At 60.6% G+C, this 25420-nt stretch carries 22 protein-coding genes and 1 other RNA gene; 13 read left to right on the forward strand and 10 right to left on the reverse strand.

The features are described 5' to 3' along the window. The first annotated feature begins 45 nt into the window (after window positions 1-45). From ssrA to RAC79_RS19525, 4 genes are all read left to right on the forward strand, one after another. Window positions 46-420: a transfer-messenger RNA gene (gene ssrA, locus RAC79_RS19510) on the forward strand. Window positions 421-649: 229 nt separating this feature from the next. Continuing rightward, window positions 650-1162 (forward strand): SspB family protein, encoded by a 513-nt coding sequence (locus RAC79_RS19515; RefSeq protein ID WP_020812051.1) that lies wholly within the window; start codon window positions 650-652, stop codon window positions 1160-1162. Window positions 1163-1206: 44 nt separating this feature from the next. After that, window positions 1207-1410 carry a DUF4169 family protein gene (locus RAC79_RS19520; protein ID WP_065655837.1) on the forward strand — a complete coding sequence of 68 codons (204 nt, stop codon included), beginning with the start codon at window positions 1207-1209 and terminating at the stop codon, window positions 1408-1410. Between the two features lie 112 nt (window positions 1411-1522). Next, window positions 1523-1732, forward strand: coding sequence for a ribbon-helix-helix domain-containing protein (locus RAC79_RS19525; RefSeq protein ID WP_003522362.1), 210 nt, complete (start codon window positions 1523-1525; stop codon window positions 1730-1732). Between the two features lie 358 nt (window positions 1733-2090). Here RAC79_RS19525 and RAC79_RS19530 read toward each other — a convergent pair whose 3' ends face one another. The 4 genes from RAC79_RS19530 to RAC79_RS19545 form a co-directional block, all read right to left on the reverse strand. Further along, window positions 2091-5819 (reverse strand): AsmA-like C-terminal region-containing protein, encoded by a 3729-nt coding sequence (locus RAC79_RS19530; RefSeq protein ID WP_174039476.1) that lies wholly within the window; start codon window positions 5817-5819, stop codon window positions 2091-2093. A gap of 91 nt (window positions 5820-5910) precedes the next feature. Next, window positions 5911-7323: an FAD-binding oxidoreductase gene (locus tag RAC79_RS19535; RefSeq protein ID WP_125145609.1), complete on the reverse strand. Its 1413-nt coding sequence runs from the start codon at window positions 7321-7323 to the stop codon at window positions 5911-5913. 133 nt (window positions 7324-7456) lie between these two features. Then, window positions 7457-10606 carry an efflux RND transporter permease subunit gene (locus RAC79_RS19540; RefSeq protein WP_003522359.1) on the reverse strand — a complete coding sequence of 1050 codons (3150 nt, stop codon included), beginning with the start codon at window positions 10604-10606 and terminating at the stop codon, window positions 7457-7459. Further along, complete coding sequence (locus RAC79_RS19545) at window positions 10603-11754, reverse strand: efflux RND transporter periplasmic adaptor subunit (RefSeq protein WP_149740965.1); 1152 nt, start codon at window positions 11752-11754, stop codon at window positions 10603-10605. The genes RAC79_RS19540 and RAC79_RS19545 overlap by 4 nt, the downstream gene beginning before the upstream one ends. A 240-nt stretch (window positions 11755-11994) precedes the next feature. Between RAC79_RS19545 and RAC79_RS19550 the strand changes: the two genes are divergently transcribed. The 5 genes from RAC79_RS19550 to RAC79_RS19570 all read left to right on the forward strand — a co-directional run bounded on the left by RAC79_RS19550 (window position 11995) and on the right by RAC79_RS19570 (window position 17072). Then, complete coding sequence (locus RAC79_RS19550; RefSeq protein WP_174039477.1) at window positions 11995-12405, forward strand: carboxymuconolactone decarboxylase family protein; 411 nt, start codon at window positions 11995-11997, stop codon at window positions 12403-12405. A gap of 101 nt (window positions 12406-12506) precedes the next feature. Further along, window positions 12507-14981 (forward strand): ATP-dependent helicase, encoded by a 2475-nt coding sequence (locus RAC79_RS19555; RefSeq protein WP_174039478.1) that lies wholly within the window; start codon window positions 12507-12509, stop codon window positions 14979-14981. Window positions 14982-15083: 102 nt separating this feature from the next. After that, window positions 15084-15896: a glycosyltransferase family 25 protein gene (locus tag RAC79_RS19560; RefSeq protein ID WP_174039479.1), complete on the forward strand. Its 813-nt coding sequence runs from the start codon at window positions 15084-15086 to the stop codon at window positions 15894-15896. 271 nt (window positions 15897-16167) lie between these two features. Further along, window positions 16168-16650 carry a DMT family transporter gene (locus RAC79_RS19565; RefSeq protein ID WP_065655829.1) on the forward strand — a complete coding sequence of 161 codons (483 nt, stop codon included), beginning with the start codon at window positions 16168-16170 and terminating at the stop codon, window positions 16648-16650. Beyond that, window positions 16647-17072 carry a DMT family transporter gene (locus RAC79_RS19570; protein ID WP_078051864.1) on the forward strand — a complete coding sequence of 142 codons (426 nt, stop codon included), beginning with the start codon at window positions 16647-16649 and terminating at the stop codon, window positions 17070-17072. Before RAC79_RS19565 ends, RAC79_RS19570 begins: the two co-directional genes overlap by 4 nt. 53 nt (window positions 17073-17125) lie before the next feature. Here RAC79_RS19570 and RAC79_RS19575 read toward each other — a convergent pair whose 3' ends face one another. Continuing rightward, window positions 17126-18412, reverse strand: a complete 1287-nt coding sequence (locus tag RAC79_RS19575; RefSeq protein WP_174039480.1) for a DUF2778 domain-containing protein — start codon at window positions 18410-18412, stop codon at window positions 17126-17128. 458 nt (window positions 18413-18870) lie between these two features. Between RAC79_RS19575 and pncA the strand changes: the two genes are divergently transcribed. After that, the gene (pncA, locus tag RAC79_RS19580) at window positions 18871-19497 is read left to right on the forward strand and encodes a bifunctional nicotinamidase/pyrazinamidase (protein ID WP_174039481.1); all 627 of its coding nucleotides are present in this window, start codon (window positions 18871-18873) and stop codon (window positions 19495-19497) included. A 1-nt stretch (window position 19498) separates the two neighbouring features. Here pncA and RAC79_RS19585 read toward each other — a convergent pair whose 3' ends face one another. After that, a complete protein-coding gene (locus RAC79_RS19585) occupies window positions 19499-19735 on the reverse strand; it encodes a DUF2164 domain-containing protein (protein ID WP_003522348.1) in 237 nt (78 codons plus the stop codon). A 183-nt stretch (window positions 19736-19918) separates the two neighbouring features. Here RAC79_RS19585 and RAC79_RS19590 point away from each other — a divergent pair, with 183 nt between their 5' ends. Then, window positions 19919-20626: an AzlC family ABC transporter permease gene (locus RAC79_RS19590; protein ID WP_065655825.1), complete on the forward strand. Its 708-nt coding sequence runs from the start codon at window positions 19919-19921 to the stop codon at window positions 20624-20626. Further along, a complete protein-coding gene (locus tag RAC79_RS19595; protein WP_065655824.1) occupies window positions 20623-20937 on the forward strand; it encodes an AzlD family protein in 315 nt (104 codons plus the stop codon). The genes RAC79_RS19590 and RAC79_RS19595 overlap by 4 nt, the downstream gene beginning before the upstream one ends. Here RAC79_RS19595 and RAC79_RS19600 read toward each other — a convergent pair. Beyond that, complete coding sequence (locus RAC79_RS19600) at window positions 20934-22775, reverse strand: aminopeptidase P family protein (protein ID WP_174039482.1); 1842 nt, start codon at window positions 22773-22775, stop codon at window positions 20934-20936. The genes RAC79_RS19595 and RAC79_RS19600 overlap by 4 nt on opposite strands. A gap of 293 nt (window positions 22776-23068) precedes the next feature. On the opposite strand from RAC79_RS19600, the gene RAC79_RS19605 reads away from it, so the two are divergent. Then, window positions 23069-23242 carry a hypothetical protein gene (locus tag RAC79_RS19605; RefSeq protein ID WP_020009313.1) on the forward strand — a complete coding sequence of 58 codons (174 nt, stop codon included), beginning with the start codon at window positions 23069-23071 and terminating at the stop codon, window positions 23240-23242. Between the two features lie 146 nt (window positions 23243-23388). Here the strand turns inward: RAC79_RS19605 and RAC79_RS19610 are convergent, their stop codons facing one another. From RAC79_RS19610 to RAC79_RS19620, 3 genes are all read right to left on the reverse strand, one after another. Then, window positions 23389-24267, reverse strand: a complete 879-nt coding sequence (locus RAC79_RS19610; protein ID WP_174039483.1) for a 50S ribosomal protein L11 methyltransferase — start codon at window positions 24265-24267, stop codon at window positions 23389-23391. 94 nt (window positions 24268-24361) lie between these two features. Further along, complete coding sequence (gene sco, locus RAC79_RS19615; protein WP_003522341.1) at window positions 24362-24961, reverse strand: cytochrome oxidase assembly protein Sco; 600 nt, start codon at window positions 24959-24961, stop codon at window positions 24362-24364. A 141-nt stretch (window positions 24962-25102) separates the two neighbouring features. Beyond that, window positions 25103-25399 (reverse strand): hypothetical protein, encoded by a 297-nt coding sequence (locus tag RAC79_RS19620; RefSeq protein WP_236780873.1) that lies wholly within the window; start codon window positions 25397-25399, stop codon window positions 25103-25105. Window positions 25400-25420: the final 21 nt, after the last annotated feature.

Raw genomic sequence — 25420 nt, forward strand, 5'->3', positions numbered from 1 at the left:
GTGCGGGCCGCAATCACGAAACCTTTTCATGGAATTGTCATCACCCCCCTTTTCTCAGGCGGTCGAAACGCCTATATGAGCCTTGCCGGGGCAACCCGGCTATGGCGATAAACGGTCGGTGTAATAAACCTATTGGACCCGGGGGCGGTACCCGGCGCCTCCACCAAAAACCGGCGGACTTTCATGAAACGAAGGCCGGCTTTTGATGGGGGCGAAATAGGATCGACAAGGGCGTAAAGATCGAACTTTTGCTCGGCATGATACCGCCGTTATCGGGTCACAAGTGTAGTTGCAAACGACAACAACGCTAAGGAATATGCTCTCGCTGCCTAATGGCGGTGCGGGAATTCCGCTCTAAAGTCCTCACGGTTAGCCCCGTGAGGCGGGGTTCGGAGGTACCTGGCAACAGAAACCTCCACCTTCTCCATTTTGCCTGAATTGGTTATATGATAGCTGACTCGCAATAGGCATCGGCTTTTCCGTTGCTGCCGTTCAGGACATTGCGTATACTTTGTCAACGCGTGAGCGTCAGGATCGGGAATGATCCCGGCTCAAGGATTACGCGGAGATTCAAAGTGTTACAGCGTCCTTGGCGCGCAAGCCGCGCCGTGCATTAAAAGACGTTCGAATAAGGGAAAGACAGGACCGCATGGGGCAGGATCATATCCGTTACGACATTCTCGCACAGGATGCCCTTCGCGGCGTTATTCGTAAGGTTTTGGGTGAAGTGGCCGCAACCGGCCGTCTGCCCGGCGACCACCACTTTTTCATCACCTTTCTGACCGGCGCGCCGGGTGTGCGGATTTCCCAGCACCTCAAGGCGAAATATGCCGAGCAGATGACCATCGTTATCCAGCATCAGTTCTGGGACCTGAAAGTAACCGAAACCGGCTTCGAAATCGGCCTGTCCTTCTCGGATACCCCGGAAAAGCTGGTGATCCCTTATAACGCCATTCGCGGTTTCTACGATCCTTCCGTCAATTTCGAGCTCGAATTCGACGTGCCTCTGGCCGAAGAGGAAGAAATCGAAGACGCAGAGATCACCGCTTATCCCGTTTCCCATGAGGCCAAGCCCGCTGCCGCTTCCGAGACGCCCAAATCCGGAGAGGAAAAGAAGGAAGGCTCGGTCGTTTCGCTGGATGCCTTCCGCAAGAAGCAATAACGGCTTTTACGCAGCGCTTACGAAACCCGAGGAGACATATCCCCATGGCGGCCGATATCGTCAATCTGCGTCAGTTTCGCAAACAGAAAGCCCGTAGCGAAAAAGAAAAGCAGGCGGAGCAGAACCGCCTGTCCTTTGGCCGCACCAAGACCGAAAAAAATCTCACCTCGGCCCTGAACGAAAAGGCCGAAAAGGCGCTCGATCAAGGGCGGCTCGAAAAAAACGATGACGGGGCCGGCAAAGACTGACAGGCCGGCCGGACGCCGCTGATTTCGGGACTATCGGAAAAGAATCGCAAACAGGGACTTGCCGGGGAGACATGATTCAGACCTCCAACCGGTTTCACCGGAGACCGATCTGATGATCCGCAAGCACTCCGCGACGTTGCACGGCCACCGCACTAGCATTTCACTCGAGGACGCATTCTGGGACGAGCTGAAAACCATTGCGGAAAGACGCAAGATCAGTTTCGCGGCCCTGCTTGCCGAAATAGACGACAACCGCTCCGCCGACAGCAATCTGTCCTCGTCACTGCGGGTTTATGTGCTGAACTGGCTGAAAACCCGCTGAGGTTTTCCGGCGTGAGTAAAGATACGCAATCGGTCACGGCCTGTGGATGCCTCTGTCCGCATTTGTCCCTCCGGACTACAAAAATTACTGCCAAAAACTCGTAACGCCGTGAAAGCATTCATTAAACATTGGCGGCCTAGTCTGCGCTGCAAGGCATTTCCCGTATTGCGTAGCCTTGCTTTCAAATACTGTTCCCCGACCTATCACATCCACCGCGAAGCGTTCCCGGGTTTCCGCCGTTAGGGAACGAGTTTATCATGAGATTCTCGACTCATGCTCGAGGATGATGCAACGTTCCGGGACAGGTTTCCCCACTTTCGCAATATGAAGACCGATCAGCCCTCCCCTACCCGCAAGCTCACGGCGTCGCGGGAGCATTTTCCGGCGCCAGTTGCCGGATGGCATTTTCCGTCGGAGGCACCACCAGAACCGGCGCGGACTGCCGCTCGGGCGTCGGCTGTTGCCCCTGTTCCTGCTGTTGCTGTTGCTGCTGTTGCTGCTGCAACCGCTCCTGCTGTTCCTTTTCCTGACGCAGACGTTCTTCGGCCGCAGCCTTCAAACGCGCCTCTTCTTCGGCCTTGGCCTTGGCTTCCGCCTCCGCCCGTTCCTTCTCGGCCTGCCGCTCGGCCGCCTGCGAGCGATAAAGGGCCACTTCGCGGCGCAGACGCTGCTTTTCGAGAACGCTGGCCTGCATAGCCTCCACCCGGCGACGCTCCTTTTCGAAAGCCCGGAGCGACAGGTAGTTGCTGAGCGCCGAAACGTCGGTCGTCAAAGCCGGCGCCGCAAGCGGGCCGTTATAATTCAGGCGCACCGAAGGCTCGGCCCCCGCAACCGTTTCGGTGCCGGGATTGAACAGGAGATCGAGGTCGCCATTCACCGTCGAAGCCGCAAGATCGACCGTTGCATCGGCCGTCAGCGTTACCGGATCGATCCCCGCACGCAAATTCTTGAAATGAAGCGCGCCGCCATTCAGCGAGAACGGCAAGGTCACATCGCCGAGGCCAATTTCACCCTGCCACAGGCTCTGGTCCACCAGCGGCCGCACCTTGGGCGCGTCGATCGGCTGCTGCAAGCCGTCCGCCGCCTGCAGGATCGGCGGCAGAGTGCCGGGATTGAGCCCCTTCAGCACCAGCCCACCGACCCGGATTTCACCCGAACCGCCTGCCGATTTCAGCATTTGACCGACGCTCTTGCCGGTCGATTCGGCCGTCAGGTCGATGGCGACCCGGCCCGCCGCGACCGGCCCGTTGGCATTCGCCCACAGGATCGGCTCCGGATTGGCGTCGGCGACCGCGATCTTGGTGCGGAAAATGCCCGCCCCCTCGCCCGTCGACATGGCGAGCCGTCCCGTCAGCTTGCCGCCCATGAAGGTGCCGGCAACATCGTCGAGCGACAGGCTGCCCGCATCATGCGTGACCTTGGCCGAAACACCCGTGACCGTGCCGAAAGGGCCGGCCTCGAAGCTTTCCGCTTTCAAGGCAAGCGAAGCCTTGAGCTGCGGGAACGCGGCCATGGCCAGCGGCTTGGCGTTGAGCGCCCCGGTTTCCGGATCGATCACCGGCCCATAGATCGCATCACCCAGCCAGGCGAGATCGGCCGTTCTGACCGCAAGATCGCCGGTGACGGGATAGGGCGCGGCGCGCTGGAAGGTCAGATTGCCCGAGAACGGATTTCCGCCCGCCTGCCCGCCTATCGAGGAAAGCGCGATCTTCTGCCCATCCACCGCCACTTTCGCGTTGGCCTTCAACGCCATGCCGCCGCCAAGCTGCGGCAGCCCAACGGCGTTCATGATGAGATAGGGCTCTATGTCGGCGCTTTCGAGCGCCACGTCGGCGCTGCCCTCACCGAAATTGGCGGACGAAACGGCAAAGGAACCGTTCATCGAAAAATGCGTGCGCTCCGTCGAGAAGCGCAGTTCCGTCTGGGCGGGCGAGCCGAGCGTGCCGTTGAGCTTGATGGATAGAAGGCCCTCGCCATCCGCATCGAAGGGCAGCGGATCGAGCCCCGCCTGCCCGAACAGGATGGCCGTCGACTGGTTTTTCAGAACCGCTTCCAGCGACATGGCGGTATCATCGGTGATCGACAGGAAATCCGGCATCTTGGCCACGGCCGACAGCCGGCTGCCATTAACGGTGCCGGAAACGGCGACATTGGCACCGCCATTTTCGCTATTGACGGAAACGTCCATTGCCAGGTCGGAATTGGCGTACCACGGCGCACTCGCCGCCAGACGGCTGAGGAATGGATGGTTCGGCAACTTCTGCTGCAGCATGGTGAAGAACGGCTGCATATCCGCCGCATGCAGGTTCACCGTGCCCTTGCCCGCATATTTCAGCAGCGAACCCTGCAGCTCACCCCTTGCCCTGACTTCCGCACCGGCGATGTCTCCGGCCGTCATGTTCTCCAGCGAGAGAACGCCGCCCGCCATGGTGAAGGCGGTCTCGACATGATTGGCGGTCACACCGGCCATGTTGAACCGGTCGGCCTTGAATTTCGCGGTAATGCGGTGGTCGAGGACGGAACTGCCGACCTGATCGCCAAGCGCCAGACTGCCGAGCGCCTTCAGCGCATCGAGATCGATTTCATTGCCGGCAAGATCGATGGAAAGATTGGAAGTCTTGCCGTCGGAGCGCCGCTCCAGCTCCCCCTTCAGCGACGCATCGCCGACTGCAAGCTCCAGATTGTCGAAACGCTGGTTGAGCGTCGTCAGCGAGACATCGGCGGAAAAACCGGCGGCATTGAGCTGGCGGATCGCCGGATCGACGGAACCGGAAAGCCAGTTCGCCAGACCCGAGGGCTGGTTGGAGGCGAGAAGCAGATTGCCGTTGAAGGCAGGGCCGCCGAGAAGCGTCAGCGACCCCTTGGCTTCGAGCTGCGTCCGGCCCGGCAGGGTCGCAACCGCATTCACCACCTGCCAGCCGCTGCCTTCAGGGCGCACATCCAGCCTGATGTCGCGAATGGTCGTATCATCGGAAACGAGCGCCGGAAGGCTGATGCTGGCCTTGCCCGGCACCGGCGGCACCGGAATGCGGGCCACCATGGCCGCAAAGGCCTCGATACGCTGGCGCACCGAGGCGGTGGGCTGGCGCGAGGTCTTGCCAGCCTGCACGACGGGCGGCGCAAACCGGGCGACATCGATCTGCTGGCCATCGGCCGTCAGCAGGAATTCCGGCTTGGCGCCGGTATCAAGCGTCGCTTCCCCTGTCACGACATAGGGATTTTCGCTGCCGCCGAGCTCCATTCGGTAGCTCGGTATGCGCACGCTTTCATTGGTGAGTTCAAAGCTGCCGCGTGTGCGGGGCGAGGAAAACAGCGATTGTCCGGCCTGCTGTTTCTGCTTTTCGTCTTCGCGGAAACTGAAGGAGAAAGAACCGCTATAGGCCGGCTTTCCCGCCGTTGCGGCAATCGCGCCATCGAGATCGACCTCGACCGGGTGTTCGTCCGGCACCAGCCGCATCCTCAGCCCCATGCGGCCGGCGGCATAATCCGGCTCGCTGCTGGAGAGCGAGAAGGAGCCCGGATGTCCGTCGACGGCGGCGCGTCCCTCCGCCTTCCACGGCCCGGCCAGCGAATTGGCGGACATGTCGGCATTGAGACCGGTCACGACACGGTTGCGGCCGGATTGCTCATCGATGAATTCGATCTGCCCGCCTTCGATCTGTACGCTTTCCAGAACCACGGTGCGGGCGGGAATTTCCGCCCGGCTGCCACGCATCCAGTCCAGCGTGCCGTCCTTAAGCAGCCTTATCTTGGCCTTGGGTTCCTCGATGCGCATGTCGAAGATACGCGCCTCGCCCGAGAGGAAAGGCGCAAGCTCGGCATCCATGGAAAAACGCGCGACCTGAATGAGCGGCGATCCATCCGCATCCGTTCCGGCGCGCACATCATGCAATGTTACCGAAGGAAAAGGCAGGATACGGGCTTCGACGCGGCCATGCACCACCACCTTTTTGCCGAGAATACGGCTTGCCTGATCCTCGAAATCGCGGCGGAAATCCGTCCAGTCGACGAAATAGGGAATAAGCAGCGCCGAAAACAGCACCACGGCCAGCAGTCCGCCCAGAAAAACCAGAATACGTCCGAGCACTGACCTGCATCTCCCTTCGCGAACGCTGCAAACCTATTCTTTTCTGCCTTAACGGCAAGCAGCCTTTTGTACCAATCAAATATGAGAATGATCAGACAAGCCGGAACAACTTGCCCGGATTGAAGATGTTATCGGGATCGAGCGACGTTTTGATGGCGCGCATGAGATCCAACGCATTGCCGGCCTCTTCGGCGAGGAAACTCATCTTGCCCTGTCCGATGCCGTGTTCACCGGTGCAGGTGCCGTCCATAGCGATGGCGCGGCGGTTGAGACGGGCGACGAAGGCTTCGGTTTTCGCCACACTTTCCGCGTCCTTGCCATCGAACAGAATAAGGACGTGGAAGTTCCCGTCGCCCGCATGGCCGACGATGGGTGCCAGAAATCCGTTTTCCTGAATATCCCGCTGCGTTTCCACCACGCAATCCGCGAGCCGCGAAATCGGCACGCAGACATCGGTGGAAAGCCCGTCGAGATGCGGCGCGAGCGCGCGAGAAGCCCAATAGGCATCGTGCCGCGCTTTCCAGAGCTTGTTGCGCTCGGCAGCGTCGCTCGTCCAGCGGAAATCGACGCCGCCGCATTCGGCGGCGATTTCGGCGAACTGCTGCGATTGCAGCGCCGCCGTTTCCTCGGTGCCGTGGAATTCCACGAAGAGTGTCGGCTTCTCGGCGTAGTTCAGGCCGGAATAGGCATTGCAGGCCCGCACCTGCACTTCGTCCAGCAATTCGATGCGGGCGACCGGAACCCCCATCTGGATCGTCATGATGACGGCATCGCAGGCCGCCTTGATGCTGTCGAAGGTGCAGACCCCGCCGGCGATTTTTTCAGGAATACCCTGCAAGCGCAGCGTAACGGAGGTAATGACACCCAGCGTTCCCTCTGCACCGACGAAAAGCCGCGTCAGATCGTAACCCGCAGACGATTTGCGGGCACGGCGGGCGGTGCGGATTTCCTCGCCATTGGCAACGACGGCGGTGACGGCCAGCACATTGTCCTTCATCGTGCCGTAACGCACGGCATTGGTGCCGGAGGCTCGCGTCGAGGCCATGCCGCCGATGGAGGCATTGGCGCCGGGATCGATGGGGAAAAACAGGCCGGTATCGCGCAGATAGACATTGAGGTCCTCGCGCGTCACACCCGGCTCCACCGTCACGTCCAGATCTTCGGCATTCACCTCAATGATGCGATTCATCCGGCTGAAATCGATGCAGATTCCGCCGTTCGGCGCATTCACCTGCCCTTCCAGCGAAGAGCCCGTTCCGAAAGGAATGACCGGCACCTTATATTGCGCGCAGACCTTTACCACGGCCTTCACATCATCGGCGCTCTCGGCAAAAACGACGCCGTCAGGGGCCTGCAGCGTCAGATAAGTGGTGGTGTGGCCATGCTGTTCGCGGAACGCCTGTCCGGTCTGGAGCCTGTCTCCAAGCTGCTGCTTCAGCACCGCGAGTGCCGACGCGATGCCCTCTTCGTTCCGCTTTCCCGCCACCACATCTTTCAGCGCCATCGTCCGTCTCCACCGCAACATCTGCCCGTAAAGGATTCGATCCGTTACGAAATTCCGTCAGGTGGTATGGGATAAGGTTAACGCTTTGTCCAGCATCGCGATTGCGCCAAACACTGTTTGGCGGCAACCGCTTTTATTCCGCCGCCAGCAGCGGCTTGTCCTCTTCCAGCGCCTTGCGGCGGGCGGCAAGTTCAAGCTCGCGGTGAAGACGGATTTCCTCATCCGCCTGCGGTTTCGCGAAGCGGGCGATCAGCAGGTAGGAGACCGGCGTGATGTAAAGCGTCACCAGCGTCGCAAAACCGAGGCCGCCGACGATGACCCAGCCGAGCGCGATGCGCGCTTCCGCGCCAGCACCCTGCGCCAGCACCAGCGGAACACCGCCGAGAATGGTCGCAATCATCGTCATCATGACAGGGCGCAGACGAATGCTGGTGGCCTTTTCAATGGCTTCCCGCACGGTTGCGCCCTGATCGCGCAGATGATTGGCGAATTCCACGATGAGAATACCGTTTTTCGCCATCACCCCGACGAGGAGTACGAGCCCGATCTGGCTATAGACGTTGAGGCTTGAACCGGTAACGAGCAGCGCGATGACCGCGCAGGCAAGGCCTAGCGGCACCGTCGTCATGATGATGACCGAGCTCAGCACGCTTTCGAACTGCGCAGCAAGCACGAGGAAGATGATGGCGATGGCAAAACCGAAGGTCAGCAACATGCCGCTCGAATTTTCCTCGAGCGTCGCCGCTTCGCCCAGCGGCAGCAGGCGTGCGCCGGCCGGCATGACGGATTGCGAAAGCTCATTCACCTTTTGCAGCGCCTCACCCAGCGAAACGCCGTCCTTGAGATTGGCGGTAAAGCCGACGGAGGGAAGCTGCTGCTCGCGGTTGAGCTGCGGCGCAACCGCATTTTCCTTCAGCGTGGCGATGACCGACATCGGCACGATCTTGCCGTCGCCCGTCTTCAGGAAGACGTTTTCCAGATCGGTCGGATCGTTGATCGGCCGGGTGGAAGACAAAAGCCGCACGGGAATCGCATCGCCATCCACGAAGACGTCGACAATCGAGCGCCCTTCCAGCAGCGACTGCATGGCGCGCGACAGGCCGGTGATATCGATGCCGAGATCCGACGCACGCTCGCGGTCGATGGAGACGGAGATTTGCGCCTGATTGGGTTCATTGTCGAAACGCGGCGTATCGAACAGGCCGCTTTCCTCCATGGAAAGCAGCAATTTCTGCGTCGCCTCGGTCAGCGCCGCATAGTTGCTGCCAACCATCGCCATCTGCAGGCCGTTACCGGCACCGCGAATTCGCAGGCTGTTCGGCTGCATTGCATTGCCGCGCAGCGCCGGCACCCTGTTGGCGGCGGAAGTGACATCGGCGGCAATCTGGTTCTGCGTGCGCTCACGATCTGCCCAGGGCGCAAGCGTCAGCACCATGAAACCGGTATTGGACGAGCCGTTCATGCCGGTGATGGAGTAAATATTGCGGATTTCACCGCTGTCGCGCAGCGGCTGCAGGTTTTCTTCGATCCGCTGCAACTGGTCGCGGGTATATTCGAGGCTGACGCCCTGCGGCGCGGTGACCCGCATCATGATCGAGGCGCGGTCCTCGCGCGGCGTCAACTCGTTCTGGATCATGCCGAAGGCGATCCACGACAGGCCGGAAAAGATCAGCGCCACGACGATGACGATCAGCGGATTGTTGAGGCAGGCGGAAAGCGTCGTTTTGTAGGTGGAGGCAAAGACATTGCCGAACCATGCGAGCGGCCCCGTCGGCTCCTTCAACCCCTCCTTCAGCATGCGCGAGGCCAGCATCGGGCAGAGCGTCAGCGCCACGATGGAGGACAAGCCCACCGCGAAGGCCAGCACGAAACCGAATTCACGGAACAGACCGCCAAGCTGGCCCGGCAGGAAGGAGAGCGGAATGAACACGGCGGCAAGCGTCGCCGTCGTCGCGATGACCGCGAAAAAGACTTCCTGCGTGCCGAGAACGGCAGCGGCCCGCGGCCCCATGCCTTCCGCCCGGCGGCGCACGATATTTTCCAGCACCACGATGGCGTCATCGACCACGAGGCCCGTCGCCAGAACGATGGCAAGCAGAGTCAGGATATTGACCGAAAAGCCGACCATATAGATGGCGACAATGGTGCCGATCAGCGCCACCGGCATGGTGATTGCCGGGATGAGGGTGGCGCGCCAGTCGCGCAGGAAGAGATAGAGCACGACGACCACGATGATCGCCGAGAGACCGAGCGCCAACTCGACCTCATGCAGCGCGCCTTCAATGAAGACGGCATCGTCACTGGTGACGACGATACGCGTACCTTCGGGCAGATTGGCCGACATGGCGTCGACGGCGGCCTTCACGCCGGTCGAGATGCTGAGCGTGTTCGACTGCGCCTGCCGGATGACACCGAGACCGACACCCTGCACGCCGTTGGAGCGCAGCGAGGTGGATTCATCATCCGCGCCCAGCATGACGGTCGCGACGTCCCTGAGGCGGATATTGTTCTTGATCAGGAGATTGGAGAAATCCTCGGGCTTCGTCAGGCTGGCGGTGGCGCGCACGACGATGTCCTGCGTCGTGCTTTTCAGCGACCCCGCCGGCACGTCGAGGGCTGCGCTGGCAAGCGCGTTCGAAACATCGGTCACCGTCAAACCGCGGCTGGCGAGCGCCGCCTGATTGAGATCGACCCGGAAAACCTTTTCCTGATCGCCGTAAAGCTCCACATCGGCCACGCCGTCGACGGCAGCCAGACGGTCGATGATCTCGTCATCCACAAGCTTGGTCAGGTCTTCCATGCTGAGCGTGGAGGAAGTGACGGCAAGGCGCATGATCGGCTGGCTGTCGGAATCTGCCTTGATGATCTGCGGTTCGTCGGCATCGTCAGGCAGCTGATTGGTGACGCGGCCGATGGCGTCGCGCACATCGTTGGCGGCAACCGCCAGATCGACATTGTCGCCGAATTCCAGCGTCACGCGGCTGGTGCCGAATTGCGAGTTGGACGAGATGGATTTGACGCCGCTGACCCGCGCCACCGCACCTTCGATGGTCTGCGTCACTTCCTGATCGATGGTTTCGGGCGCCGCCCCCTCATAGGTGGTCCTGACGCTGATCGTCGGCCGGTCGACGTCAGGCAGTTCACGCACTTCAACGCCCACCAGCGCTGCAAGGCCGGCAACGACCAGCAGCGTGTTGAGAACCGCCGCCAGAATCGGCCGGCGCACGAACAATGCCGTAAAGGCGAGCTTGGAATCCTGCCCGGAGGGTGGCTGCGTCGTCATTGGCTGGCAACCTCTTCAGGCTTCGGCTGGTTGCCAACGCGGACCGCGCCGCCTTCCCTCACACGCTGAAGGCCCTCGATCACGACAGGTTCGCCATCCGCCAGCTCCGCCTTGACGAGAACGGCATCGGGATTGCGTTGCACGATCTGCACCCGCACTTTGTTCGATTTATTGTCGGCCACGCGCCAGACGTAAGAGCCTTCCGCATCCCATTGCACGGCCAGCGGATCGACCGAGGCATAGGTTTCCCCGGCAAAACGCATGGTCACGCCGAAGGACATGCCCGCCCTCAGCTCGTCCTTTTCATTGCCGAATTTCGCCCGGATACGGATCGTGCGGCTCGCCTCATCGACGCGGTTGTCGACCGCCTCGATCTCGCCCTTGAAGGTCTCACCCGGCCGGGAAATGGACGTGGCCTCCACCGGCATGCCGACCTTGATCGCGGTTGCGAACCGCTCGGGAGCCCAGAAATTGACGAGAATTTCCGAACGGTCATCGATGCTGACGATGGTTGACTGCGTGGTGACGTTATCGCCGATATTGGCGGCGACGATACCCGCCACACCCTCTATCGGCGCAACGATGTCGCGCCGCTTGAGATTGAGTTCGGCCGTGCTCAGCGCAAGCTTGGCGGCTTCCTCGGCAATCTGCGCATCCAGCACATCGAGGCGGGAAACGGATTTCAGGTTCTTGTAGGAATTGGATTTTTCAACGGCGCTGCGCAGCGCCACCTGCGCCTTGTCGCGCTCGATCACCTGCTCCTCGTCGTCGAGCCGCGCCAGCACCTGCCCCTTCACGACACGTGCGCCGGACGACGTGCGAATTTCGGAAAGCGTGCCGGAAGCCTGCGGCATGACGACAACCGACTGGATCGCCTCGCCATTACCGATGGCGTTCAGCCGGTCATTGACCGTGCCTTTCTTCACCGGGGCCGTCACCACCAGTGTGGCGTTGCCGTTGCGGCGCGCACCGCCGGCGTTTTGACCCGAACCGGGCGTAGCGGCGGCAACCTCGACGGCGCCGGCAGGCGTTTTGCCAAGCCCCATGCTGGCGAGCACATTGCGGGCTTCGGGCGAATAGAAGCCCCAGAGACAGAGCCCCGCTCCCACCACGGCAACACTGACACCCACCTGTTTCCAGACCCGCATATATTTCTCCGGTTGATCCGCGCAGCATAAAGCATTCCCGAAAATCTGCGTTCCGGGACAGATGCAGTATTCCTGCTTGGCTGAGGCAAGGCAACGCACAAATCCGTTCCTTACGTAATTGTAATTTGGGCGCAATTGCCGCCAGAAGCAGCCAATCTGCAATCCATCCGTGCATTCCTGTCGCAAATATTCGCCATTGGGCTAATCTGCGCCCTCGATACGCCATAACCGGAGGGAGCCATGAGCACCGTGACGAAGACCGAAAACCCGGAAACCGACCCGCGCGTCAAGGCGGTGTTCGATGACATCCGCGCCACCCGCAAATCGGATTTCATCAACAATATGTGGCTCTACCTCGCCTTCGATGCCGATCTGCTTGAAAAGACATGGGGTGAGGTCAAGGCGGTGATGGCGACACCTTCGGCGCTCGATCCCGTGGTGAAGGAAATGCTCTATATCGCCGTTTCCGTCACCAATGGCTGCTCCTATTGCGCCCATTCCCACACGGCAGCAGCAAAAGCCAAGGGCATGACGACAGAGCAGCATGCCGATTTGCTGCGCGTCATCGCGCTTGCCGCCAAGACCAACCAGCTTGCGGTGGCGCTGCAAGTGCCCGTTGACGCCGCTTTCGACGCCGACAGGCAGATATGAAACGAAAAAATGCCTTGGAATGGGCGTTTTGACGGTTGATACCGGAATAAAAGCAGAACACGGTTCTGGCCTTTATATCCCGAATCACTACATTGGGCCGCATGAGCAACAGTTTTGACGATATGCCGTTCTTCGATGAGGAACCCGCCGCACCGCGCAGGGCAACGAACAATGCCGGTGCGGAAAGCGGCGGCGGGCTTGGCATTGCCGCCCGCGCCATGGCGGCGCGCGATCAGACGCGTGCTGCGCCCGACTATCTTTCCGGCCTCAACCCGGAACAACGCGATGCCGTGGAAACGCTGGACGGACCCGTTCTCGTGCTCGCCGGCGCCGGCACCGGCAAGACCCGTGTTCTGACGACCCGCATCGCCCATATTCTGGCCACCGGCCGCGCCTATCCAAGCCAGATTCTTGCCGTGACCTTTACCAACAAGGCTGCCCGCGAGATGAAGGAACGTATCGGCGTTCTCGTCGGCGGCGCTGTCGAGGGCATGCCGTGGCTCGGCACCTTCCACTCCATCGGCGTCAAGCTGCTGCGCCGCCACGCCGAACTCGTCGGCCTGAAATCGGACTTCACCATTCTCGATACGGATGACGTGGTGCGGCTGATCAAGCAGCTCATTCAGGCCGAAGGGCTGGACGACAAGCGCTGGCCGGCAAAGCAGTTCGCCGGCATGATCGACGGCTGGAAGAATAAGGGCCTGACGCCGCCGGACATTCCGGAGGGCGACAGCCGCGCTTTCGCCAATGGCAAGGGCCGCGAACTTTACTCCGCCTATCAGAACCGCCTGAAAACGCTGAACGCCTGCGATTTCGGCGACCTTCTGATGCATCCCATCAGCATCTTCCGCCGCCACACCGATATTCTGAAGGAGTATCACCAGAAGTTTCGTTACATTCTGGTGGACGAATATCAGGACACCAATACGGCGCAATATATGTGGCTGAGGCTGCTTGCCCAGCGCGCCAAGGGCGAACCGCAGAACGTCTGTTGCGTGGGCGACGACGACCAGTCGATCTATGGCTGGCGCGGTGCGGAAGTGGACAATATCCTCCGCTTCGACAAGGATTTCCCCGGCGCCAAGGTCATCAAGCTCGAGCGCAACTACCGCTCCACCGAGCATATTCTCGGCGCGGCCGGCCATCTGATCGCCCATAATGAGGGTCGTCTCGGCAAGACGCTCTTCACCGAACGCAGCAGCCCGGATGACGAAAAGGTCGTGGTGCATGCCGCCTGGGATTCCGAGGAGGAAGCCCGTGCGGTCGGCGAGGAGATCGAACAGCTCCAGCGCAAGAACCATAATCTGAACGACATGGCGATCCTCGTCCGCGCCTCCTTCCAGATGCGCGAGTTCGAAGACCGTTTCGTGACGCTTGGCCTCAATTACCGCGTCATCGGCGGCCCGCGCTTTTATGAGCGCCTCGAAATCCGCGACGCCATGGCCTATTTCCGCCTTGTCTGCCAGCCGGCTGACGATCTCGCCTTTGAGCGGATCGTCAATACGCCGAAGCGCGGTCTTGGCGATACGACGATCCGTAACCTGCACGACTATGCCCGCGCCCGCGATATTCCGATGCTGGCAGCGGCCGCCGACATCATCGAGACCGACGAGCTGAAACCGAAGGCGCGCAAGGCGCTGTTCGATGTGGTACAGGATTTCCGCCGCTGGCAGGGCCTCTTGGAAAACACCGAGCACACCACGCTTGCCGAGCAGATTCTCGACGAAAGCGGCTATACCGCCATGTGGCAGGCCGACAAGACGGCCGAAGCGCCCGGACGGCTTGAGAACCTGAAGGAACTCATCCGCTCGATGGAGGCCTTCGAGAGCATGCGCGGATTCCTCGAGCACGTCGCCCTCGTCATGGATGCAGAGCAGAACGAAAATCTCGATGCCGTCTCCATCATGACGCTGCACTCCGCCAAGGGTCTGGAATTCGACACCGTCTTCCTGCCCGGCTGGGAAGAAGGCCTGTTCCCGCACCAGCGGGCGCTGGACGAAGGCGGGCGCTCCGGTCTGGAAGAAGAACGCCGTCTCGCTTACGTTGGCATCACCCGCGCCAAGAAGCTCTGCCATATCTGGTTCGTGTCGAACCGGCGCATTCACGGGCTGTGGCAATCCACCCTGCCCTCGCGTTTCCTCGATGAATTGCCGCCCGCCCATGTGGATGTCGCGGCATCCGACAGCAGTTACGGCGGTTATGGCGGACGCGGCGGCTATGGTCAGTCGCGTTTCGACAAGGCCGATCCTTTCACAAACAACTATTCCACCCCCGGCTGGAAGCGCGCGCAGCAGAACCGCAGCGACGCCACCCGTGACAATTGGGGCACCCGCTCCGGCCATGCGGTGGAACGGATCGGTTATGGCGAAAGCGGCCCGCGCACCCGCACGATCGACGGCGAACTGGTGGCGAAATCCGTCGCCGACACGCCATCGAAATTCTTTGTTGGCGACCGCGTCTTCCACCTCAAATTTGGCAATGGCAACATCTCTGCCATCGAAGGAAACAAGCTGACGATCGACTTCGATCGCGCCGGGCAGAAGCGTGTGCTAGACGGATTTGTGGAAAAGGTCTGATTCGGCAACCATGAGTGCCTGAAGGGTGCTTTTTCCGTAGCCCGCGTCATGCCGTTGCAATAAAGGAGTTGCAATGGGGAAGTGGAACAGGCGAGGACACCGTTGCATATATTACCGAAAAGCCAGCGCAGGCTCGCCGTTTTCCTGATCAATATGGATAGCGCCACCAAACGCCTCGCGGATATGACCGCGCGCCTCGATGCCATGGGGCTCAAGGCGGAGCGTGTCCCCGGCGTCAATGGCAGGGAACTGAATTACCCCATCCCGGAATTCAGCGAGATTTCCTACATGCTCATGCATGGCCGCCGCACCTCGCCGCCGGAAATCGGCTGCTATCTCAGCCATGTCGCCTGCGCCAATAAATTCATGGCGGGCGATGCCGATATCGCGCTCATCCTCGAGGATGACGTGGTCTTCGACGATGATTTTCTCAACGCCATCGACGAGGCGGTGCTGAATGGCGGCGACTGGGATTTGCTGCGGCTCACGACCGTCAGCAATGGCCGCAAATTCCCGTTCCGCCAGCTTTCCAATGGTCGTTCGCTCGCCATTGCCATCACGCGGGAAAAAGGATCGGGAGCCTATCTCGTCAACCGCCGCGCCGGAAAATGGATATCGAAGCTGATCCCCATGCGGCTCGCTTATGACATCGCATTCGATCTGGAATATCTCGCAGGGCTGAAGGCGGCCTTCCTCTACCCGCTCTGCGCCACGCAGGATGCGGATGGGGAAAGCCAGATCCAGAACAATCTGCGCATCTACCGCCTGCCGCGCTGGCGCTATTTCACCGTTTTGCCCTATCGCGCCTATCTGGAAACCAGCCGGTTCCTGCTGCGCGGCATTCGCTTCGCAGTCGCCAAAGTGTCCGTTGCGATGGAGCGCGGCAAAGGCAAAACCGCCCCAGCCGGTCGTTGATCGATCCGTCTTATACTTCGCCGGGCGTGAAGCCGACGAGGTAGACCGCCGCGATCACGGCTGCGAGAATGAAAATAGAAATGACGAAAATCGTCATCCGGTTCAATGGTTTGCGCGTCGTCTTCTTCATGGTGGAATAATGCGTGGCCGCATCGCTTGTTCCGCAACGCACAGGATAATGTCGTCTAAAACCGTGAGCCGGCGCAATTCGATTCCGCTTCAGGCACATATGGGCTAAAGCTCGTCTCCATCTTCAGCTTTCCGGCCCGCCATGACAGACACGACGCATCCACGCCTCAACCCGCTGCATCTTGCCGCCGCCTTCGCCAGCGGCTGCCTTTTGACATTGATGGTGCATTTTAACGGTCAGCTTGCCCATTACGGCAATGCGCTGTTTTCCTCGTGGACGGCGCATGGCACCGGCACGGTGGCGGCGCTGATCTATCTCGCCATCATGCGCCCGAAGAAAGAAGTGGGCGCGGCGGAAAAACCGAAAGCGCCGCTCTGGGCCTATTGCGGCGGGGTCGTGGGTGCGGCTATCGTCATCCTCACCTCCACCGCCGTCAATTCGCCGCTGGCGCTTTCCGGCACCATTGCGCTCGGGCTTGGCGGACAGGTGATCTTCAGCCTCCTGGCGGATCTTTTCGGCCTTTTCGGCCTGCCCAAAAGAAAGCCGGACCTGCGGGACATGGCGGCGGTGGCGCTCATTCTCTGCGGCAGCGCACTCATCATCCTTGTCGGGAGAACGGCATGATCGTCTGGATCGCCATGGCCTTTACCGGCGGCGTCTTCGTGGCGCTGAGCCGCCAGATCAACGGCCGTCTCAGCCTGTCCAACTCACCGCTCATCGCATCGTTCTGGAACCACATTGTCGGTTTTGCCGTACTGACGGTCATTGGCCTCATCGTCGGCGGCCTCATTCCGCCGGGCGCCGCCGATGCGCCCTGGCTTGCCTTTATCGGCGGGCCGATCGGCGTCGTCTTCATCGCTTCGGGAAGCTGGCTCATTCCGCGCATCGGTGCGGTCAATACCGCCCTTCTGGTCATCAGCGGCCAGATGGTTTCAGGCGTGGTTCTCGATCTTTTCGGCGATCATCCGCCGAAACTCTGGGCAAGCGCACTCGGCATTCTGCTTATCCTCGCCGGCATGGTGCTGACACAGCGGCGCGGTCGCTAGAGCATTTCCAGCAAAAGTGCGCAGCGGTTTTACATCAGAAAAATGCGGAAAGCTCAGGAATCGCTGCCGCGCGAAAACATGCCGAGCAGGGTCTTGCCACCGCTTTTACCGCCGCTGCTTGCAAGTGTCGGCCGGTTGCCGTTCAACTTCGGCACCACCACCATGCGCTTGACTTCGCCGCGCTTGAAGGCCGCAAGGAAGCGCGGGTAATCCCGAAATACCACGCAGCCATTCGATTCACCGCGTTTCGCCAGCATGTAGGTATGCGCCAGAAGACCGTCGCGGCCGTGCGGGTTGACGCCGTTTTCGGGCGTCAGGCGAATGGCCTCGACGCCATGGAACCGCGCCTCGCGCATCGTCAGACGATAGCTGGAAGGCGGCGTCGAACCGCGCATTCTCACATGCACGTAATCGGGGTTGTCGCGCATCTTGCCGATGCCGGAATGCGCTTCGAGCTTCTCGCCATTCGGCATGTGCACCACGCCGGAGGAAATATCGTAGATCGCCGTGCCGTTGCCGCGATCCGGCCACGGAACCGCATCCATCTTGCTCGGCTCACGCATCGGATTGTCAGGTTTTGCAAAGGCGAGCATGGCGCCGGTGCTCTGCTTCGGCGGCGCAGGCGCGCGAAGGGGAACCGGCGCATCGAAAGCCGGTGCCGAAGCGACGTCGGGAACATGGCCCTCGGTCTTGGACGATGTCGCGGGACGCGGTGACGGCTCAACCGTCTCAGCCATCGCCACCTCGGGACGGAAGCTCGGCAGCGGCACATCATCGGGCAGCAGGCTGCTTGCCTCTTCCTCGATCTGCGGCCGCGCCAGCGCCACTTCAAATGCCGGGTGCTGCGGAACGGCGCTCTGATAGGCAACCTCGGGGGTGCGACCCAGCGCCGAATCGACGATCGCCGACGGCTTGAGCGCGGCAAGCTGCTTCACGGTCGCCTGCCCTTTTGCGTTGGCAGCCGCGCCGAAGCGCTCACTGAATTCCTTCGCGCCGATCTCGGGCATGATGCCGGCGAGGCGAACCGCCTTCTGCTGGCCATGGCTGTGGTCGCTCAGGCGAGAAAACTTGCGCACGTGAATATCCCGCGCGGCCGCGTGGGCAATTGCCGTCTCAGTGGAAGCGAATCGCGTCACCAGCGTCTTTTCAAACTGCCCGACACCATGCGAAGCGGCGGCCATGCTGTGCAGCGAGGCAAAGGCAGCGAAGGCGAAAAGGCCGGCAAAGGCGCCGCCGCCGAGAAGGGCGGACATTCGGCCGAACGCAAAGGATTTGCCTCTCTTGACGGAAGACGAACCGGCAAGACCGGCGCCATTATAGGCCGCAGCAGAAAACGCCATGATACTCGTTACTCGAACCGTTCACGCACACCCGGCCGACGCCGGAGGGATTTAGGGACATCCGAAGGGCGGGCAAACACCACGCCGGTTTCGGAACTGACTGGTTCGAAGCATGACGAATTATGGTAACCAAAGTGTTTACGAGTCCCTGCAAAAATAATTCGTTAAGGTCTGCGCATTGTAAGGCGAAGGCAAAACAATGACTTGCGCCGAGACTGCGTGCATCCGCACCGCATCTTCCCGGGAAATGCCCCTCAAAGGGTCGTCATCGGCCTAAAAAATTTCCGTCGCCGCATTGTCAGGTAAATTCCGACTTGGCCGGAAATTTGCTGCAAATGCGGCAGGACTGCGACAGGGCAAGCCCCCTGCCCGAAACACCCGTGCCTGCCGGAGAGGTCGAAAGGGGCTTGATCCGTTAAAGCCGGCTTGGCATCCTGCCCTGAAAAGGGAGGCACATCATGAAGGCGCTGCTGCTCATCGATATCCAGAACGGTTTTTGCCCGGGCGGCAATCTGGCCGTTGCCGATGGCGACATGATCGTGCCCATCGCCAATGCCCTGATCGACAATGGCGGCTACGATCTCATCGTCGCCTCGCAGGACTGGCACCCGGAAAATCACGGCAGCTTCGCCTCCCAGCATCCCGGCAAGAAACCCTTCGACATGGGCGAACTCTCCGGCAAACCGCAGATGATGTGGCCGGACCATTGCGTGCAGGGCACGCCGGATGCGGAATTTCATCCCGACCTCAAGACGGACGCCTTCGATTATATTCAGCAGAAGGGCGAAAACCCCGCCGTCGACAGCTATTCCGCCTTTCGCGACAATGATCAGGGCGCGACGACGGGACTGGCCGACTATCTGAGCCGTCAGGGTGTCACGCAACTCGACGTCTGCGGCCTTGCCACCGATTATTGCGTCAGTTTCTCGGTGCTCGATGCCCTCGACATGCTGCCCGGTGTGAATGTCCGTTTCATCGAAGATGCCAGCCGTGGCATCGATCCGCAGGGCATCAAGGCCGCGATTGCGACGATGCGGGAAAAAGGCGCGGCCATTCTCAAAAGCCGCGACATTTTGCGGGACTAGTTTAGCGCGGCTTCGGCTTCTCCAGCACGTCGATATCGCCTGCTGCATCCTCAAGGCGTCTCAGGATCGCGGCATGCGCATCCCTGAGCCCCTCATTATAAAAAACATGCCCCAGCTCCTCGGCCAGAAAATCCACGAAGATTTCCGCCTGCAGATGGCCGATCTCGGCTTCGGTCTCCCGGGCAAGATAGTCCCGGATACGTGCGGCCAGGGCGGCCTTTTCCTGCTTTTCCAGCATCGATCTTCCAACGTCTGACTATTGAGGGGTACGGGAGGACGGCGGTGAAACTATCCGTCCGGCACCGGCCATATGGGGCGTTACCGTAACGGAAGCTTCAAGGGAATCAATCGATCCATTCATGCAATTCGTTTGCCAGCCGGGCGGGACGGCGATAGAGCGGCGGGCAAGGAGTTTCCAGAAATGTTCAATGCAGATTTTCGCGAGGGATTGAAGAGCGGTTTCCCGATCGCCCTCTCCGCCGCCCCCTTCGGTGCGCTGTTCGGCGCGGTCGCAGTCGATAACGGGCTCAGCGTCACCGAGGCCACGATCATGAGCGGCACCGTCTATGCGGGCGCGAGCCAACTCGTGGGTATCGAATTGTTCGGCCAGAAGGTTGCCCCCTGGCTGATCGTTCTTTCCGTCTTCGCCGTCAATTTCCGCCATATCCTCTATTCGGCCGCCATTGCCCGAATGATCTCGAACTGGTCTTTCCTGCAAAAAGCCGCGGGCTTCTTCGTGCTGGTCGATCCGCAATTTGCCGAATCGGTCAGGAAATACGAAAATACCGGCACGGTCGGCTTTTCCTGGTACATGGGCTTTGCAGCGCCGGTCTATGTGCTGTGGCTGGCCATGACCATTCTCGGCGCATCGCTCGGCAATATGGTCGGCGATCCAAAAGCCATCGGTCTCGATGTACTGCTGCCGATCTATTTCATGGGCATGGTCTTGAGCTTCCGCCAGCGGGAGAATTTCTACCCTGTCATGCTGGCAAGCGCGGTTGGCGCAACGGTCGCCTATCACATCGTCGGCTCGCCGTGGCATGTCAGCCTAGGCGCCGTCGCCGGAATTCTCGTTGCGGTCATCTATCCGCCGAAGCCGAATTCTGAAAGCGGGGTGGAAACGCCATGAGCGACATGCTGCACACCGATACGCTGATCCTGATCGCGCTCGCCGCCATCGCCACCTATCTGACCCGCATCGGCGGTTATGTGCTGATGACGCGGATGAAATCCATCCCGCCGCGCATGGAGGCGGGACTGAACGCCGTTCCCGTGGCGGTTTTGACCACGCTCGTCGCACCCGCCTTTTTCGAAGGCGGATACGAGGTGAAGATCGGCATGGTTGCAGCGCTTCTGGTCTGCCTGCGCTTTCCCGGCCTGACGATGCTCGCCGTCGGCTGGGCCATCGTCATCGCCATCAGGCATTTCGGGCTGCTTTAAGCGACCCGCTCCAATGGCTTCGTCGCGGCAACGAGCCACGCCTTAACCTCCTCGTCGGTGATCAAGGGAGAAAGCTTCTCCAGAACCCCGGCGTGATAGGCGTTCAGCCAGTCCAGTTCTTCATCGGTCAGGAGAGCGGCGACGACCAGCCTGCGGTCGATGGGGCACCAGGTCAGCGTTTCGAAGGAGAACATCGGCTGGTCGCCGCCGGCCACCTCTTCCGCCTCGCGTACATAGATGAGGTTCTCGATGCGGATGCCGAAAGCGCCGGGCCGGTAATAACCCGGCTCGTTGGACAGGATCATGCCGGGCAGAAGCTCCTGCGTCGAAAGCCGCGAAATGCGCTGCGGCCCCTCATGCACCGAAAGATAGGAGCCGACGCCGTGGCCGGTGCCATGGGCGTAATCCGCTCCCGCCTTCCAGAGCGCAATGCGCGCCAGCGGATCGAGATCGCAACCGCGCGTTCCCTTCGGAAACCGCGCGGTGCTGATGCCGATCATGCCCTTCAGCACCAGTGTAAAGAAACGCTTCTGCTCTTCCGGAACGGCACCGATTGCGACGGTACGGGTGATATCCGTGGTGCCGTTGACATATTGCGCGCCGGAATCGACGAGGAACATCTCGCCGTCCGCAAGTGTGCGGTCGGTATCGGTGGTGACGCGGTAATGGATGATGGCGGCATGTTCGCCGGCGCCTGAAATCGTATCGAAAGACACGTCCTTAAGCGGGTTTTGCAGCCCCTGCCCCACCTTGACCCGAGCGGCCTCCAGCGCCTTGACGGCGGCGATTTCGGTGACGCTGCCCGGTTGCTGGCGGTCCAGCCAGCAGAGATATTCGACCATGGCCGCGCCATCCTGCACATGGGCGGCTGCCGAGCCGGCGAGCTCCGCCTTGTTCTTGCGCGCGCGCGGCAGGCGAACGGGATCGGCCTCCTCTATCAGCGAGCCGCCTGCCGCCGTGATTGCGCCGGTCAGCGCCACCGGAGTCAGATCCGCATCCACCATGACGCGGCCCTTGGCGCTGGCAATGGCATGCAGACGGTCAGCGATCTTCGACGGCGGCAATTGTGTCGCAAGCTGCGCCAGATAGGCCTCGGTCTCGATGCCGGTCTTACGCTTGTCGAGAAAAATATCCGCCCTGCCATCGGCATAGATGATGGCGCGGGCGAGCGGGTGCGGCGTATGCGGCACGTCATTGCCGCGAACATTGAAAATCCAGGCGATGGAGGATGGATCGGTAACCAGCAGGGCATCCGCGCCTTTTACCGAGACCGTCTCCGCCAGCGAGGCGATCTTTTCCTTCGCCAGCCTGCCGGTAAAGGCCTCGGGCTGGATAACGACGGGTTCCAGCGGCTCGGAGGGACGGTCCTGCCAAAGGGCATCGAGCGGATTCTTTTCCAGGAGAACGACCGAACCGCCCTTGCCGGCAAGCACCTTTTCCAGCCGCTTCAACTCCGCGCCGGTGTGCAGCCATGGATCGATGCCGAGCCGGAAACCCTGTGGAGCATGTTCGGCCAGCCAGACGGAGGGCGGCGCGCCAACCAGATCGCCGCCGCTGAAGACCGATTGATCGACCTGCGACTTAAGCTGCGTCGTATAACGGCCATCGACGAAAACCACCGCCTCCGTGCGCGTCACCAGCGCAATGCCGGCGGAACCGGTAAAGCCCGTCAGCCAGGACAGGCGCTCGGCGCACTCCGGCACATATTCCCCCTGATATTCATCGGCGCGCGGCACCAGAAAACCGTCGATGCCAAGGGCATCGAAACCGGCGCGCAGCGCCTCGACGCGGGCCTTGCCAAATTGCGGCGCAGATTTGTTTTCGAAGGTCTGGAACATGGGCGTCTTTCGGGAACTGTCATGGAGAAAAGCTGCAAGGTGCGCCGTCAAATCATTGGCGCGTAACGACAATGCCATGCGGACAAAGCCGGTTTCAAGCCATATATGACAGACCGGATTGCGGCGACAAATTGTGCACATTTTGCGAAATAAGTAATACTCAAGGCAAAGTGACATGCGATAAATGCATATCTACCCTGAGATATCCCCTCTAACTAAACAAAAACACATCGCTTATCTTCAGATCAACACAGCGAGAGAGACACTCTCCTGGCAAACAAGGATTTGAAGCAATGGCAAAATCTTTCCTCCGCACCGCCTTCGATCGCGTCGTTGAAGCACGCGAGCGTCAGGTCAGCCGCCATGTCAACGCCGCCCTTCTGAACCTCGACGACAAGTCGCTCGAAGCGCTCGGCATGAACCGCGCCGATCTGCGTCGCAAAGCAAACTCCAGCTACGTATTCTGATGACGTCCGGCGCGGCGATCCTCCCTCCACCGCGCCGAACAGGAATACGTCGACCCGCTTGAGCAAGCTCCTCCCATGCTCGCGGGTTTCCAGGCGGCGCGAAAGCGCCGCCTTTTCTTTTGCCCGAAAGGGATGTTGCCGCTGGTTCAGTCTTTACGCAGATGCAGCGTGACCCAGCCGTTGCGCCAGATGGTGCGGACATGGGAAAGCCGGGCGCCATTATAGGCGGAAAGCACCTTCCAGCGCTGTGAGGCCAGAATGCCGGACAGGATGACGGTGCCGCCGGGCGCCAGATGCGTGACGAGCTGCGGCGCCATCTTGATGAGCGGCCGGGCCAGAATATTGGCGATGATGAGATCGAACGGACCATGCTTGCGGAAGGCGTCCGAGTGGAAGCCCGGCGCGGTCTCCAGCGCCATCCCGGAGACGATGCCGTTCAGCCGCACATTCTCCTTCGCCACCTTGATGGCGATGGGGTCGATATCCGTCGCCAGCACGGGAATGGGGCGCATCTTGCGCACGGCAATCGCCAGAACGCCGCTGCCGGTGCCAAGATCGAGCGCGTTGCGCACGGTGCGCGCCCGCAGAACCTCCTCAATCATCTCAAGGCAGCCGGCCGTCGTGCCGTGATGGCCGGTGCCGAAAGCCTGCCCGGCCTCGATTTCGATTGCCAGATCGTTCGCCCGCACCTTGTCGCGATCATGCGCCCCATGAACAATGAAACGCCCTGCCCTGACCGGTTTCAGCCCCTCGAGCGACTTTGCGATCCAGTCGACATCCGGAACGGTCTCCTTCTCGATGACGAGATCGGGAAAGGCCGGAGCAAGCAGGGCGCTGACACGCTCGCGGAACTCTTCCTCCTGCTCGGCCATCAGATAGACCGAAGCTTCCCAGATATCGCGCTTCTCATCCACCTCGGTCGTGGCAATCGCGACATCCTCCTCGCCGAAATAGTCCGACATGAGATCGAGGATTTCACCCGCCTGGATTTCGGTCGTGGTGACGTAAAGTCGGATTTCGCTCACGGCGGGCTGCTTTCTCTGGATGAGGTTATTGTTCTTGCCTTTGCCACAAAACCTCGGCCAGTCCAATAAGCCCCGCGCAATTATGCCGCCTCTATCAGCCCTTCAGAAGATTCTGAAGCTTCTGCTCGGCAACTTCCGGGTTTTCGCCATAAGCAATGGTGCCGGAAAAACGGCCATTGGCATCGAGCAGGATGACGGACGCCGTGTGATCCATGGTGTAATCGCCATTCGGATCCTTCTCGTCCACCGGCACCTTCTTGGCATAGATGCGGTAGCCCTTCAGCGTTTCGGCGATCTTGTCGGCCGGGCCGGTGATGCCGGTGATGCGCTTCGAGACGTTCGAGACATATTGCTGCATGATCTCAGGCGTATCGCGCTCGGGATCGACGGAGACGAAATAGGCCTGCAGCTTGTCGCCGGCCGGGTCCACCTTCTCCATCCAGCCATTCAGCTCGAAAAGGGTTGTCGGGCAGACTTCCGGGCAATGGGTGAAACCGAAGAACAGCGCTGTCGGCTTGCCTTGAAAGGCCTTTTCGGTGATCGGCTGGCCGTTTTGCGCCGTGAGTTGGAAGGGCACGCCATAGGCCGTCTCCACCATTTCATTACGCGTCTTCGTCATTTCGATCGTCAACCAGCTGACGACACCGGCGAGAACGAGCACGACGGCCCACAATACGATGCGAATATTTCTCATTGTCCAATCCTACCCCGAAAGCCGGCGGCATATCGCAGGCTTTGGCAGACAGATAACGAAAGGCGACGGGGACGGCAAATCAACTGGGCGTATTTGCGGGAACCGCGCTGATTTGTCACAAATCCGCAGCCGGAAAACCCGTCACAGGCACCAGGCGATGCCGCTCTGCACCGTGGACAGGAAAATATCCGTGCCGTGCCGCACCCAGCCGTCAAAGGCAAGAAGCACGATGGCAAGCGAGGCCACAGCGGCAAGACTAGCCAGAATAAACTTCAGCGGATGGGAAACGAGTGCGTTCATACGCCCATCATAACCTGTTTGTGTGAGCGCGAAAACCGCCAAAATACTGGGTTTTGCCGGCGGGGCAGCAGCAATTGTTAGGGAAAGTTTAAAATCTTGCTGTGCATTATGACCATAGCGGTTTTTAAGCCTCGACATGATGTCTCCCGGTCCATTCTC

It is taken from the genome of Agrobacterium sp. LR_9, assembly GCF_041954855.1.
In the GTDB taxonomy this organism is placed as follows: Bacteria; Pseudomonadota; Alphaproteobacteria; order Rhizobiales; family Rhizobiaceae; genus Agrobacterium; species Agrobacterium leguminum.